We start from the raw sequence: 15,263 nt of genomic DNA, 5'->3' as shown, positions 1-15,263 counted from the left end.
GGTCCTTGATGCGTCCTTATTTATTAAAGCCCACCCATGAATCAAAATTGTTATTTATTTATAGAATTCTCAGGGCTAAAAGGCGTATTCTACCAATCACATTCTATCTTTTACAGGATTAGAGTAACATCAAACAACCTCTTTTTATGGAATTAATATGGAACAACCAACAGCGATCAGAGAATTACAAGAAAAACTGAAAATTCAAGTTATCTTGCCCCAAGATGATACTTATGACAAGGAGCGTTCGATCTACAATGCAATGATAGACAAGCGGCCTGCCATGATTGTAAAATGTAAAAATAAAAAAGATGTTCAGGCAGCCGTAGTATTTGCCCGGAAAGAAGGGATTGAAGTATCTGTTCGGGGCGGCGGTCACAATGGGCCCGGACTTGCATTGGTTGATGAGGGGATGGTCATCGATTTGTCCCTGATGAAGGATATCCAGGTTGATCCGGATACACGAACAGTCGTTGTTCAAGCAGGATGTTTACTGAAAGAAGTAGACAAAGCTACTCATGAGCATGGCCTGGCATTGCCAAGCGGTATCATCGGCACGACGGGTGTTGGAGGGCTTACGCTTGGAGGAGGAATAGGATATCTTAGCCGTAAAGGCGGGTTGACAATTGACCGGCTGCAAGAAGCTGAGGTTGTCCTCGCTTCCGGAAAAGTGGTTACGGCCAATGAAAACAGTCATCCTGATCTGTTCTGGGCAATCCGGGGAGGTGGCGGTAATTTTGGCATTGTAACTTCTTTCACGTTCAATCTTTTACCCATCAAAAATGTCTATGCCGGGCCGATGTTCTGGCCCATCGAGCAGGCCCATGAGGCATTGACCTTTTATGATGAAATCACTAAAAATGCTTCGAATGACCTTTACGGTTTTTTTGCCTTCCTGATTGTTCCTCCTGGCGATCCATTTCCTGAACATTTACATTCGAAAAATGTTTGCGGAGTGGTTTGGTGTTATACCGGCCCGATGGAAGAAGCGGAAGCGGTGTTTAAGCCAATCCGGCAATTTGGTCCGCCCATACTTGATTTTGTCAGCCAAATTCCAATGCCGGCTCTGAACGGAATGTTCGACGAACTCTACCCGCCCGGTATGCAGTGGTACTGGAGATCTCATTTTATCAAAGAACTGACTGATGATGCGATTCGTGAAAATATTAACCATGGATCCAAGATCCCTTCGATGCACTCAACTACGCACCTCTACCCAATCGATGGCACTGTCCACGATGTACAATCAGAAGACACCGCTTGGGCAAAACGGGATACACGCTGGGCTCAAGTTATTGTTGGCGTAGATCCGGACCCCGAAAATGCGGATAAAGTTACCAAGTGGTGCAAGGATTATTATAATGGATTGATACCGCATGCCGAGGGAGGAGCATACGTCAACTTTATGATGGAAGAGGGAGAAACTCGAATCAAAGTTTCCTATGGCGACAATTACAAACGGTTGGCTGAAATCAAAGCCAAATATGATCCGGGTAACTTTTTTCATGTAAATCAAAACATCAAGCCAATTTGATGCATATGTGATAGTACCTAAATTTAAAAGCGATTGTCTTTCAATATAGGCGGACAACCATATTAATATCTAAGAAAACTTTAAATCTGTACCAAAATATGGCTTGTTAAACTCTAATCGCAGCTTTACTTGGTATACATTTCAATTATTGTGAGTCCCTTTTTTATTTATAGCTAACATTTTGGGACAACCATTTTGATACTTCTTTGGGAGAGATAATTAAAATAATACCTGCCAAGAGTATCCTAAACTTCACTTCTCTCGAGATGCTGCTTATTTTTAGTTCCTTATTATAAAAAATGTATTAGGAACTTAGTTAGGAATTGAGATAACTGAAATAACTTACTGAATAACAATATTTTAGGCGTTATAAATGTGTAGTGACTATTAGGAAGTAGTAAAATTAACTTCCTTTTGAATTATTTTACGGTCGTGAACAGAAATGTGTTATAGCAAAATATCGTTAATTTTCTTGCCGGTATTCACTCGGTGAAGAGCCAACGCGATCCTTGAACATGCGGCTAAAATGTTGCGGATAGCTGAATCCTAATTCATACGCAATTTGGCTGATTGATTTATCCGGATCAAAAATACGTTCCTTGGCAATGTCAATTACTTTCAATTGAATGTGTTCCTGGGCTGACTTCCCTGTTTCTTTTTTGATCAAATCCCCAAAATAGTTGGCCGACAGATGACATTCTTCCGCAAAATAGGCGACAGTGGGCAAACCATCCTTTTGAGGTTTGTCGGATACAAAGTAATTGTTCAATAGTTCTTCAAATTCGGCTACTACCCCATTGTTGACATTTTCTCTGGTAATGAATTGGCGATCATAAAATCGTTCACAGTAATTCAAAAACAGTTCAATGTTGGAGGCAATGAGTTTCTTGCTGTGCTTGTCAATGGACTGACTTAGTTCGGATTCTACCTTTGAAAAGCAGTCTAACACAATTTGTTGCTCGCGTTCTGAGAGGTGCAGGGCCTCATTCGTATCGTAGCCGAAAAAATTGTACTGATTCTGAATGTTAGCCAGCGACGTGCCGTGTATCAAATCCGGATGAAAAACCAATCCATGTCCCATGGGTTGATACGGTTCTGTTTTGTGTTCAACATCAATAACCTGTCCCGGTGAAATAAAGACCAAGGTTCCTTCCTGATAATCGTAATAATGCCGCCCGTATTTCAGGTTGCCGCATTGTACATCTTTCAGAATAATGCAATAAAGCCCAAAGTACATCTTTTTGCCGGTGCGCTTTTCCGCCTTGGAAAAATCGATCACACTGACTAAGGGATGTAAGGTATCATGGTTATTGAAGTCATTATAGTCGCTGACGGTATCAAATCTATACACTTGTGACATATCTGCTCTTTTTGGGTTTATACCAATGTAACCATTCCCAGATTGGGAAAACAACGGCAAAGGTGCAATCCGTAATATTGGTTGGTAATCCCGTAATTGGTATAACGAAGAGGGCGAAGAATTACACTACCTTAGTTTTGTATCGTCAAAGATTGAAAATTAGCAGGACCAATTAACCCTATATCCAAACACATGAGAACAGCAAAGAATCCGATTACCATTGCTTTAATTGTATCGCTGTTGAGTATCTCCAACGCAACAGAGGCACAGAACAGTACCGGTGAAGATCAAGCCTTAAGTGAAACGCAAGAAGCTATCGTTCTTATATCAGCCTACACCGCTAAGGGTGATCTGAACAAATTGGAAAGCGCTTTGCGGAGTGGCTTGGATGCCGGTCTTACGATTAATGAAATTAAGGAAGTCCTGGTGCACCTGTATGCTTATAGCGGTTTCCCACGAAGCATCAGGGGGCTTAACACTTTTATGGATGTATTGGATGAACGTGAAGATAAAGGCATTACCGATGAAATGGGGCCCCAAGCCTCTCCGATCACGGATGAGAAAAGTAAGTACAAACGAGGTTTGGAAACCCTGTATGAGCTGACCGGCGAAAAGTGGGAGAAACCGGAATCGGGATATGGGGCTTTTGCTCCAGCAATTGACCGATTCCTCAAGGAGCATTTATTTGCGGACATTTTTGATCGCGATGTCTTGACGTATCAGCAGCGGGAACTGGTAACAATTGCTGTACTCAGTAGTATCGGAGGTGTGGAACCTATGCTGGGAAGCCATATGAGCATAGCACTCAATATTGGCGTAACAGAACCACAACTGCGGCAACTGTTCTCCATTATGGAGGCTAATGTGGGGAAGGAAGAGGCAGAAGTCGGACGAGAAATATTATCCCGGATAAGTACTTCGGAATAAGCCGTAAACGATTTTAAAAGACAATGAAAAAACCATGAAATATCTTTTAGTAATTATACTAACATCATTAAGCACCGTTTCTTTCGGGCAAACCGAACCTGATAATCCTTTTGGGTTGGTGTATCGGGATGCCCTGACAGAAAATGTGGCAGATGAGGTACATATCCATCCTGTAACCTACGAGCTGAATGACATTGAAATTTCAGCCAATGTTTATACACCGGCTGGTTATGATCCCTCAGAGAGCTATCCAGCTGTAGTTGTGGCTCACCCTAACGGTGGGGTCAAGGAGCAGGTAGCCGGATTATACGCACAGCGTTTGGCAGAATCTGGTTATATCACCATTGCGGCCGATGCGGCCTATCAGGGCGCCAGTGGAGGGGAGCCACGTAATGTGGATAAGCCCGCCAACCGCATTGAGGATATCCGAGGAATGGCAGATTATATCATCCAATACTCAGGAGTAGATACAAGCCGGTTGGGAGTTTTAGGAATTTGTGGCGGTGGTGGTTATACCTTGAAAGCAGCTCAGTCCGACAAACGATTTAAAGCCGTGGCAACGCTCAGTATGTTTAATACTGGTGAAGTACGTCGCAATGGTTTCCTGAAGTCTCAAGTAGAAACTATTCAAAAACGCTTAAAGGAAGCATCGGAAGCTCGTGCTCAGCAGGCTGCTGGTGGAGAGGTACAATACGTGGGTGTATCAAGTATTACTGATGAAGAGCTTGCCAAGGTGGATACCCGGTTTTACCGTGAAGGCTTTAAGTATTATTTCAGATCGCACTCACATCCCAACTCTACATTCAAGTACACCAAGAGTAGTTTGCTTGATTTGATGACGTGGGATGCCGCTACCAATATGGATTTGATTGAGCAACCATTGCTGATGATGGCCGGAAGCGACGCCCAAACAAAGTATATGGCTGACGAAGCATTTAACAAAGCGACTGGGGCAACCCATAAAGAACTGTTTGTCATTGATGGAGCCACGCATATTCAAACATACTACGTGCCTGAATATGTAAGCCAGGCGCTGGGCAAACTCAATGACTTTTATTCCCAAAACCTCTAATCAGTTTGATATCAAATCTAAGTCAAGGCTAAAATGAAATATCCGTTCATAGCTCGCTCTTTTACCAAGCATTCAGCACACAGAGTGCGTTACATCGCCCTGTTTATTCTAATGATCTTCATGGGAGCGTGTTCTGCCCAGAGGGGGTCGGAAGAATCCATCATTATAAAGGAGCAGGGAAGTTTTGCCGTGGGAGGAACCGTTAAAACAAGTCCCGGCACGTTTGATCCTATTGAACATGGAGCTTTTAATCCGACAGATCAATCAACGGAAGGACAAACTCTACATGGTGATCACGCCTTTGTATTCTATCAGGTGCCAACTAATCCGAGAGCACTTCCGCTCGTCTTTTGGCATGGATACGGACAGTCCATGAAAACTTGGCAAACAACGCCCGACGGACGGGAAGGATTCCAAAGCATGTTCTTGCGTCGCGGGTATCCTGTATACCTGATTGATCAGCCACGAAGAGGGTTGGCAGGTCGATCTACAGAATCGACAACCATATCTGCTGCCACAGATGATCAGCTCTGGTTTGGAATTTTCAGGCTTGGAATCGGTACAGACTTTTATTCCGGTGTTCAATTTTCAAAAGATCCGAAAGCTTTAAATCAGTTTTACCGGCAGATGACACCCGACACCGGACCATTGGATATTGATGTTAACATTGAAGCTGTTTCTGAATTATTTAATAAAATAGGTCCCGGAATTCTCGTAACTCATTCCCATAGTGGCGGTCAGGGATGGCTCACAGCACTTGAGAATGACAATATTAAAGGTATTGTCTCTTATGAGCCCGGAAGTAATTTTGTGTTTCCCGAGGGGGAAGTTCCTGACCCCATCTCCTACCTTGGAGGTCAGCTAAGCGCACGGGGAGTCCCCATGTCGGACTTTGAGCGCTTAACCGAAGTACCTATTGCTATCTACTATGGAGACTATATCCCGGATGAATCCTCAAAATATCCCGGAGAAGAGCAGTGGCGGGCTGCTCTTTCCATGGCCGAAAAATGGACGAATACCGTCAATAAACATGGTGGTGATGTCACCCTCGTTCATCTACCGGAGATCGGCATTGAAGGAAATACTCATTTTCCAATGTCTGATTTAAACAATGTGGAAATAGCCGATTTACTGTCGGACTGGTTAGCGGAAAAGAACTTGGATTAAAAGATAGAAGTTAGAAAAGTTAAACAATGATTTGAGTGATACAGGAGAATTGAAAATTGAACTCACTAATAACTCAACTTATGAGAGAAAATAACCCACGAGCGTTTCATTTGATTATCAAAATGGTAGTCCTCACAATCGTATTAACGATGGGAATTTCGGTCAATTCATCAACTGCGCAGGATCAGCAAACGGAGTCCTATCCTGTGGGCAGTCCCCTTGGAATATCTTCCGACGGTGAGTTTCAGCCGATCTCTTCGAATGTAACCGTGTACGGAGCCCTAAGTTCGGCAGAAAGTTGTACCTATGATCCAGAGAGGGAGGTCATTGTGGTACCCAATCGAGGTGTCCCGCAACGGGTACAGACCAACAATGCCTGGATTTCCTTCATCAACTCCGACGGATCGGTACACACTTCGCGATGGGTTGGCGTTCAAGGTCCCAACCGGCGCAGTGAATTATCTCCCCCTCTTGTACTTAATGAGCCGCTGGGCAGTACTGTTGCGAATGGCATTCTCTATGTGGCTGACCGCAATGGCGGAACCGGTAGTGATGATCCGAGCGTGGCTGTTATTCGCCGGTTTGATATGAAAACGGGCAAGCCCTTGGATGATATTCGAATCAAAGATTCTCCATGGATCAATGACATTACGGTTGCTGAAGACGGAACGATTTACACTACCCAAACCGGAGACTTAGGACAAGATGCTGATCCGAAAACCTGGAAAGTTTGGAAAATTTCACCTGAAGGAAATATTTCTGAATTTGCTGTTGGTGATCCAATAAATATCCCAAACGGTATCGCAATGGATCAGGATGGAAATATAGTGGTAGTAAATTTTGGGAATACAGAAGTATTGACCTTTTCACCTGATGGTGAATTACTAAAAACAGAACACGCGGTCCAGCGAGGTGGAGATGGAATTGAAATCATGCCCGACGGAACCAAATATATAAGCAGTGTTATAGCCGGTGGGGTGTCTCGAATTGATACTGACGGGGCCGCCGAGCTAATCGCCGAAAATATTCCAAGTGCAGCTTCCATATGTTATGATCCGGGAGCCAACCAGCTTATAGTCCCGATGACTTCTCAACACACCCTGGGGTTTATTTCGCTTGACTAATTAGGGAACCTCATTCAACTCTTTGCCAAATAAAAAACGAATATTATGAATAACCGAGAAAGCTTTTTGAACTCTTCCGCAAGTAAATACGCTGGCAATTTTTCAAATATTTCCAACCTGTTTTCCATTCTGTCTGTGTTTGCAGTTCTACTAATTGCCGGATGCAGCGAACCAACGCCCGAAAATGAGTCGATCCAGGCGAATCCGGAGATCGTGTGTGATGAGGATAATGGCGGAATTACACTGCCTGATGGATTCTGCGCGAGCCTTGTCGTTGATAGCCTTGGGCCTGCACGTCACATTGCCGTGGCATCCAATGGCGATATTTACGTGAAGACACGTAGCGAAGAGGGTGGTATTGCGGCCCTTCGTGATACAACCGGTGATTTCAAAGCTGATGTTATTGAGCGATTCAGTGACAGGACCCCCATGGGGGGCGGTATTCTGTGGGAGACGGGGATGGCGATCCACGACGGTTATCTCTGGGCTTCCAATACCCAGTCCGTCTATCGCTGGCCGATGCCGGAAAATGGCGCGCTTGTTCCCGAAGGGGATCCGGAGATTGTTGTCAGTGGCTTCCCGGAACAACGGGCACATGATTCTAAGTCTATCGCCTTTGACGAAAGTGGCCATCTCTATGTAAATGTCGGCGCTCCCTCAAATGCCTGTCAGGAGGAACCGCGTACGCCAGGTTCTACGGGATTTGATCCCTGCCCGCAACTGGAGCGACAGGCCGGCATCTGGCGATTCTCGGCTGACTCGCTTGGTCAGACGCAGCAGGACGATGGTATTCGATACGCTACGGGTATTCGCAATGTCGTAGGCCTCGACTGGAACACCGAAGACAATGCCCTCTATGTGATGCAGCACGGTCGCGACCAGCTCAACCAACTCTGGCCGGACCTCTATACCGCAGAGGATAATGCCGAGCTGCCCGCCGAAGAGATGTTGCGGCTTACGGAAGGCGCTAATGCAGGCTGGCCGTACTGCTATTACGACCAGCGCCAGGAGCAGAAAGTGCTTTCTCCTGAATACGGTGGTGATGGCCAGGAAGTCGGGCGTTGCTCAGAATACCTCGATCCGGTGGTGGCTTTCCCGGGACACTGGGCACCCAATGGCCTCCTCTTTTACAGAGGTGAGCATTTCCCAGATCGTTACCAGGATGGGGCATTTGTTGCTTTCCACGGGTCCTGGAATCGCGCTCCACTGCCGCAAAGAGGTTATAAGGTTTCTTTTGTTCCCTTTGAAGATGGCGCGCCAGCGGGAGATTATGAGACTTTTGCCGATGGCTTTGCCGGGACAGATTCACTCTCCAGCCCGGGTCAGGCGGAGCATCGCCCGATGGGTCTGGCGATGGGGTCAAACGGGGAGTTCTATATTTCCGATTCCAAGAAAGGTCGCATATGGCGCGTGGTGTACACCGGAAAGAGCGATTAAAGTTAATATGGGTGGAGATATCCCACCCACTAACTCTAATTATTGATATTCAGATTTAACAATTATGAAATCCAACGGTTTATTCACACTGCTACTGGTAGCATTCCTTGGGCTGATGTCGTGTTCATCAACAGCACAAGAACGAGAGGCTGCTGTTGAGGAAATTGATAACGAAAACGTATTAATCGTATATCTGACTCGTACCGAAAACACCAAAGCCATAGCAGAGATTATCCACCAACAAGTGGGCGGAGAGATGGTCGAGCTCAAGTTGGAAACGCCTTATCCGGAAGATTACGATAAAATCGTAGCACAGGTGGACAACGAAAATGAGCGAGGGTATCTGCCACCTCTGAAAACTAAGATTGAAAATATCGGAGAATACGGTACGGTGTTTATTGGCTTTCCCACGTGGGATATGCAACTGCCACCGCCGATGAAAAGCTTTTTGAATGAATATGATTTAAGCGGCAAAACGGTAATTCCATTCAATACCAATGGAGGATACGGCTTGGGAAGTAGTATCCAACAGGTGGAAAATCTTTGCCCCGATTCCAACATCCTCGAAGCCTTTTCTACCAAAGGGGGATTGGAACGCGATGGGATCTATCTTGCCATCAAAGGGGAACGAAGAGAAGAAGCCAAGGCCGAAGTAATCAGCTGGCTGAAAGGCATTGGGATGTTGTGACGACGCAACTAAAATCTGTGAAATTGAAATATTGAGATTAAAAGAATCAACGCAATTTAAATAAAGAGACTATCATGCAAGCACGAACACTTGGAAATAGCGATTTGGACGTTTCAGCGGTAGGACTCGGGTGCATGGGCATGAGCTTTGGCTACGGTCCAACCCCAGACAAGCAGGAAATGATTAGCCTTATCCGCAGGGCTTTCGACAAGGGCGTTACCTTTTTTGATACCGCCGAGGTGTATGGTCCTTTTGCCAATGAAGAATTAGTGGGGCAAGCACTGGCGCCTATTCGCGATCAGGTGACGATTGCCACAAAGTTCGGCATCAAAATGGAAGAGGACAGGCAGGTAATGGACAGCCATCCCGAACAAATTCGAAGGTCCGTAGATGGTTCCTTGCAGCGGCTGAATACAGATGTTATTGATCTGTACTATCAGCACCGTGTGGATCCGGACGTACCTATCGAAGAGGTAGCGAGAACGGTGAAGGAGCTGATCGAAGAAGGAAAGGTGAAGCACTTTGGCATGTCCGAAGCCGGTGCAGGTACCATTCGTCGGGCCCATGCCGTTCAACCGGTCACGGCCGTGCAAAGTGAATACTCTATGTGGTGGAGGCAGCCGGAAGAACAGTTATTGCCCACCCTCGAAGAGCTTGGTATCGGTTTCGTCCCTTTCAGTCCGCTTGGTAAAGGTTTTCTTACAGGAGACATCGACGAGGATACTGAATTTAGTGAGAATGACTTCCGAAATGTTGTGCCACGATTTAACAAGGAAAACCGCAAAGCCAATCAACAGTTGGTCGAGCTGCTTGGCAACATTGCGGATGATCATGGGGTAACTCGGGCACAGATTGCCATTGCCTGGGTGCTGGCCCAAAAGCCGTGGATTGTCCCCATTCCCGGAACGACGAAACTGAAACATCTAAAAAGCAATATCGCAGCTGCTGATATCGCGCTGTCATCAAAAGATCTTAGCCAAATTGATGGGGCGTTGTCGAATATTGAAATACAAGGTGCTCGATATCCAAAAGAGCTTCAAGAACGCACTGGAAATTAATAACTAAAAGGATATAAAAATTATGAAGAATGTAGTATTAAATAATGGCGTGGAAATGCCAATCATGGGGTATGGGGTCTACCAGATACCAGACCACGAGGAATGCAGGAGATGTGTGTTGGATGCTCTTGATGTGGGATACCGCTCCATTGATACAGCCGCAGCCTATCAAAATGAGGAAGCGGTTGGTGAAGCGATTAAAGAAAGTGGGATTAACAGAGAAGAGATTTTCCTCACCTCCAAGCTTTGGATTTCGCATGTTGGGTATGAAGCAACCAAGGAGGCTGTTGAGGATTCGTTGAATAGGTTGCAAACCAATTACCTGGACCTGTATTTAATTCATCAACCGTATGGTGATGTACATGGCTCATGGCGTGCGTTGGAAGAACTGCATAAAGAGGGCAAATTGAAGGCCATTGGCGTAAGTAACTTCCATCCCGATCGCGTGATGGATCTGATCGTCAACAATGAGATTGTTCCGGTCGTCAATCAAATTGAGACGCATCCATTCTATCAACGGCATAACGATCAGAAGTTTTTAGAAGAATACGATGTCCAACATGAATCATGGGCTCCATTTGCTGAGGGTAAGAACAACACGTTCAGCAATGAGCTGTTGATTTCTATTGGTAAGAAGTATGACAAATCAGCTGCCCAAGTGGTCTTAAGATGGCTTATCCAACGGGGCGTTGTCGTGATTCCCAAAACCGTTCGAAAAGAACGAATGAAGGAAAATATTGACGTTTTCAATTTTGAATTATCTGACGAAGACATGGAATCGATCCAGAAGCTTGATACCGGGGAAAGTCAATTCTTCAATCACCGCGATCCGGAAATCATCAAGTGGTTTGCCAGTACGTTAGAAGAGGATTAAATATCAATGATTAAAAAAGAGATAAATGAGAAAGAAAAATAGCATTAGCCGTCGCGATTTTATGCTTAAGGCAGTATTAACCGGCTCAGGACTGGCATCCTTGCCTTTTATGGGATTCGCATCACAGAGTCAGTCTGATAAAAATAAATCAACAACTGAACCAACAAAAATCAATGAAAAACGAAAACTTGGGTTGTTGGAGGTTTCGAGTATTGGACTCGGTGTACAGAATATGCACCGCAGGTATGAAACGACAGTGCCGTATCGGCCCAACATGATCAATATTATTCGCACTGCCTACGAAAAGGGCGTGACCTTCTTTGATACCGCTGAGGCATACGGACCTCATGAATGCGAACGGATTCTCGGCGAGGCTATAGAACCATTTCGGGATGAAGTTGTGATCACATCCAAATTTGGCTGGAATATCGATCCGGAAACAGGTGAGCGCCGTCCAGGTCTTAATAGCCGTCCGGAGCATATCAAGACTGCTGTCGAAGGTATGCTTAGGCGTCTTCGTACAGACCGAATTGATTTACTTTACCAGCACCGAGTAGATCCTGAAGTTCCGATTGAAGATGTGGCCGGTGCCGTGAAAGAATTGATGGACGAAGGTAAAGTTTTGCATTGGGGATTGTCGGAGATGGGGCTGAATACCTTGCAACGTGCCAATGCCGAACTTCCTGTCACTGCTGTGCAAAATGAATATTCTATGTTGTGGCGCGGTCCTGAAGAGGAAGTTATACCGACTTGTGAGGAGCTGGGAATTGGTTTTGTTCCGTGGAGCCCGCTTGGGGTGGGGTTCCTAACTGGTGCCATTGACAAAAATACCCGATTTGCTCAGGGCGACATTCGTGGTGTTGAACCACGCTTATCGCCTGATAACCTGCCGAATAACCTGGCGCTTGTTGATCTGATTAGAGAATGGGCTGAACGAAAACAGGCAGCGCCCGCTCAAATTGCACTGGCTTGGCTAATGGCACAAAAACCGTGGATTGTTCCAATCCCCGGAACAACCAATGTGACGCATCTGCTTCAAAATATTGGCGCGGCTTCTGTTCAATTTACCTCTTCAGAACTTGCTGAGCTAAATTCAGCCGTTTCAGAAATTCAAATTCAGGGAAAGCGACTTCCAGACTCCGTACTACAGTTTTCAGGAGTAGAGGCGCCTCAGAAGTAATTGAACTCCCGATGAGGAAATGTCAAAAGCAAATCAAAACTAAATTTATGGAAAAACTACTAATTACTCTGTTATTTTGTGTCACACTTTTTGCCCAAGCTGTAGCACAGGATCCTTCTATCTTTCAAAAAGGGGAGAAAGCCCCTAATGTTCATCACACCGGAGATGTATGGCTCAACCACCTAAGTGATACCGATAGCACTTTCGATTTTAACGTAGTGGTCGCAACGTTTGCAGCCGGGGCAAAATTGGACTGGCATATGCACCCGGCAGGCCAACAATTACTTATCACGCAGGGAACCGGCTTTTACCAGGAAAGAGGTGAGGAGGTTCAGGTCGTTAAAAAGGGAGATGTCATCAAGTGTCCTCCCGGAATTGAGCACTGGCACGCAGCAACGCCTCAAACAGGTGTAACCTATCTTGCGATTACTGGGGATGAACCAACAGAATGGTTTGAACCAGTCCCCGAGGATGAGTTCAACAGTATAAACGCTCCATCATCAGGCAATCAAAGCACAAAAAAGGAGCTCATAGAACTCTCCAAGAAGAAATGGCAATGGATGGCAGACAAAAATGCAGATACTCTTTCTACGCTCTTCCATGATAAAGCGAAATTTGTCCATATGGGCGGATCCTGGGGCAAAGAACAAGAACTCAATGTGATAGAAAGTGGTGGTATTTGGTATAAGAAAGCGGATATCCATGAGGTCTCCGTCGAAATAATGGACGATACGGCTGTCCTCTTGAACCGGATTACGCTGTTAGCTGAGGTCGGTGGAAATGAAGTCACCAATCCCTTTGAGGTCACCGAAGTATATGTAAAGCAAAGCGGAGACTGGAAACTATCCTCTTTGTCATTTACGAGGCTCATGAATTCAGAAGATAATTAGATTCACACATAGCCCGCTTTCAGGGCCATTAACAAATCATTCATCTCAAATTAATCAACTATGAAAACCATTAACAGATCAAGCTTAACCGTTTTGGTTGCGCTGTTGCTGTTGCCCGCCTTCCAGGCAATGGCACAGACAGACGCCGATAAACATTATAATATGACGTCCATCCTGCCGGAAGGCAACGAGGTATCAGGAGGAAATTTTACCGGTACAGTGTGGGTAAATATGATAATACAGCCAGATGATAATTTAAACACGAACGGGGGTAAGGTGAAGTTTGAACCGAAAGCACGATCAAACTGGCATAGCCATCCAGGAGGACAAATCCTCATTGTGACCGATGGAACCGGTTATCACCAAATAGAAGGAAAACCTATTCAGGTTATTCAGGAAGGAGATGTCATTAAAGTCCCGACCAATGCAAAACATTGGCACGGAGCTTCTCATGAACATTCTATGACGCATACGGCCATCGGTCCAAATCTTGATAAAGGGGGAGCTCAATGGGCAGAACCCGTATCCGATGAAGAATACAATAGCATCAACTAAAAAATAATCTAAGATTCAATCCAAAATTATGAGTAACAGAAACATAGAAGGAAAAGTCGTCGTCATAACCGGAGCAAGCAGCGGCCTTGGTGAGGCAACGGCTTGGCATCTATCAGAACAGGGAGCCAGCGTAGTATAACCTATATGCTGTGTTAGAACCGATAGAACACAAGCACTATAATTATAACAAACTGTGTCAGGTAATATTTAACTTTATTGAGATCTGGTATAATCGCCAGCGACTGCATTCTACGCTTGACTACCGAACACCGGCGGAAATCAATAGTCTCTCAATAATAATTCTTTAAAAAGAATAAAAGTGGATATACGAAACGTTGATAAAAAATATACCTACTTTACATAATATAAATTATACGACAAATACATAGTTCTGATGTTCATACGGGGATTTCAGTTAGTTATCGGATGTGATCAAAAGAAATGATAACTCTATACATCCAATCTTTCTTTAATTAACTAGTGAAAGAATCTCTGTTGTTAAATAAGTAATTGCCTTCTCATCTTAGCGATAGAAACCTATCAATACATTGAATTTTTTTAATTGTTTAACTATTACTGATGTGGTATCAATAGTTATCTCCCTGCTGACAAATTTGGGTTGAAAAGCTGTTATTTCTTGGAAAATGCCCGTTTGAATCGTTTAACTAAAGGTATTTGTTAAATTTTGATTCTAAGCAGCTTAAATAGATTTATAATGGTTATGTATGTCTAATTTACGGTTAATAGCTAAATTCTGGCCATTTTTTACTATTTTGAGGTTTTTGGAACATCATTTGTATAGTTGAATTCAATAAGTTAATTGAGTTTTGTTTAGCATGTTAATATTTGGATCTCAAAAAAAAGACATTATACTAGAATAGAACTTTTAAAAATATCAATCTGCATTCATCAAGTTTTATTGTTTTAAAATTAAAACTCAGAATATGAAGTTTATAAAAAAAATTTTCGGATTAGCTCTTGTCCTGTCATGTATTATTGCATTTTCTGACATACAAGCCCAATCTATCTTAGAAAAATTAAAATCAAATGACCAAACAACCCAATTTGCTCAAGCCTTGGAAAATGAAGGCATCAGCGAACGCTTAAACGAATCCGGACCTTTTACGGTGTTTGCACCTACTAACTCTGCTTTTGATGAACTTAGCTTAGGCCAAAAGTCAAATTCAAACCTTTTACTTAATCATATATTAACAGGAATGGCTACTGAGCGCAGCTTGCGGGCAATGTCTGATATTACTTGTTTAAGCGGTCAAACTGTTACCATTCAAAATCAAAATGGCAGCAATCTGGCTATTGAATCGAACAGAATAAGCGTTTCTAATATCAAAGCAAATAATGGAGTCATCCACATCATTGATGGAGTAATTGATTAGAAA

General features: G+C 44.2%; 14 protein-coding genes and 2 pseudogenes. 15 read left to right on the top strand and 1 reads right to left on the bottom strand.

Translation table 11 applies throughout. The annotated features are described in order from the left end of the window. The first annotated feature begins 157 nt into the window (after positions 1 to 157). The gene (locus tag ACT3IB_RS02530; RefSeq protein WP_491537448.1) at positions 158 to 1,534 is read left to right on the top strand and encodes an FAD-binding oxidoreductase; all 1,377 of its coding nucleotides are present in this window, start codon (positions 158 to 160) and stop codon (positions 1,532 to 1,534) included. 463 nt (positions 1,535 to 1,997) lie between these two features. Here ACT3IB_RS02530 and ACT3IB_RS02525 read toward each other — a convergent pair whose 3' ends face one another. Further along, entirely contained in the window at positions 1,998 to 2,894 is an 897-nt protein-coding gene (locus tag ACT3IB_RS02525; protein ID WP_491537447.1) for a helix-turn-helix domain-containing protein, read from the bottom strand. 192 nt (positions 2,895 to 3,086) lie between these two features. Here ACT3IB_RS02525 and ACT3IB_RS02520 point away from each other — a divergent pair, with 192 nt between their 5' ends. The 14 genes and pseudogenes from ACT3IB_RS02520 (at position 3,087) to ACT3IB_RS02455 (ending at position 15,260) form a co-directional block, all read left to right on the top strand. After that, entirely contained in the window at positions 3,087 to 3,821 is a 735-nt protein-coding gene (locus tag ACT3IB_RS02520) for a carboxymuconolactone decarboxylase family protein (RefSeq protein ID WP_491537446.1), read from the top strand. 34 nt (positions 3,822 to 3,855) lie between these two features. Beyond that, positions 3,856 to 4,893 (top strand): alpha/beta hydrolase, encoded by a 1,038-nt coding sequence (locus tag ACT3IB_RS02515; RefSeq protein WP_491537445.1) that lies wholly within the window; start codon positions 3,856 to 3,858, stop codon positions 4,891 to 4,893. A gap of 111 nt (positions 4,894 to 5,004) precedes the next feature. Then, a complete protein-coding gene (locus tag ACT3IB_RS02510) occupies positions 5,005 to 6,060 on the top strand; it encodes an alpha/beta hydrolase (protein ID WP_491537674.1) in 1,056 nt (351 codons plus the stop codon). A gap of 80 nt (positions 6,061 to 6,140) precedes the next feature. Continuing rightward, entirely contained in the window at positions 6,141 to 7,184 is a 1,044-nt protein-coding gene (locus ACT3IB_RS02505) for an SMP-30/gluconolactonase/LRE family protein (RefSeq protein WP_491537444.1), read from the top strand. A gap of 45 nt (positions 7,185 to 7,229) precedes the next feature. Continuing rightward, positions 7,230 to 8,621 carry a PQQ-dependent sugar dehydrogenase gene (locus ACT3IB_RS02500; RefSeq protein ID WP_491537443.1) on the top strand — a complete coding sequence of 464 codons (1,392 nt, stop codon included), beginning with the start codon at positions 7,230 to 7,232 and terminating at the stop codon, positions 8,619 to 8,621. 64 nt (positions 8,622 to 8,685) lie between these two features. Next, positions 8,686 to 9,309 (top strand): flavodoxin, encoded by a 624-nt coding sequence (locus ACT3IB_RS02495; protein WP_491537442.1) that lies wholly within the window; start codon positions 8,686 to 8,688, stop codon positions 9,307 to 9,309. Positions 9,310 to 9,383: 74 nt separating this feature from the next. Continuing rightward, complete coding sequence (locus ACT3IB_RS02490) at positions 9,384 to 10,367, top strand: aldo/keto reductase (RefSeq protein WP_491537441.1); 984 nt, start codon at positions 9,384 to 9,386, stop codon at positions 10,365 to 10,367. 22 nt (positions 10,368 to 10,389) lie between these two features. Next, entirely contained in the window at positions 10,390 to 11,241 is an 852-nt protein-coding gene (locus tag ACT3IB_RS02485) for an aldo/keto reductase (protein WP_491537440.1), read from the top strand. Positions 11,242 to 11,266: 25 nt separating this feature from the next. After that, a complete protein-coding gene (locus ACT3IB_RS02480) occupies positions 11,267 to 12,421 on the top strand; it encodes an aldo/keto reductase (RefSeq protein WP_491537439.1) in 1,155 nt (384 codons plus the stop codon). 11 nt (positions 12,422 to 12,432) lie between these two features. Further along, positions 12,433 to 12,792 (top strand): annotated as a pseudogene (locus tag ACT3IB_RS02475) (cupin domain-containing protein); the annotation flags it as partial. A gap of 114 nt (positions 12,793 to 12,906) precedes the next feature. Further along, complete coding sequence (locus ACT3IB_RS02470) at positions 12,907 to 13,311, top strand: nuclear transport factor 2 family protein (RefSeq protein ID WP_491537673.1); 405 nt, start codon at positions 12,907 to 12,909, stop codon at positions 13,309 to 13,311. Between the two features lie 60 nt (positions 13,312 to 13,371). Continuing rightward, a complete protein-coding gene (locus ACT3IB_RS02465) occupies positions 13,372 to 13,866 on the top strand; it encodes a cupin domain-containing protein (RefSeq protein WP_491537438.1) in 495 nt (164 codons plus the stop codon). Positions 13,867 to 13,894: 28 nt separating this feature from the next. Then, positions 13,895 to 14,002: pseudogene (locus ACT3IB_RS02460) on the top strand (SDR family NAD(P)-dependent oxidoreductase); the annotation flags it as partial. Positions 14,003 to 14,810: 808 nt separating this feature from the next. Continuing rightward, complete coding sequence (locus ACT3IB_RS02455; protein WP_491537437.1) at positions 14,811 to 15,260, top strand: fasciclin domain-containing protein; 450 nt, start codon at positions 14,811 to 14,813, stop codon at positions 15,258 to 15,260. The last annotated feature ends 3 nt before the right edge of the window (positions 15,261 to 15,263 follow it).

This window comes from Fodinibius sp. GM21 (genome assembly GCF_058386955.1).
Note: the sequence above shows the minus strand (reverse complement) of the source record. Positions and strands in the feature narration are given on the sequence as shown.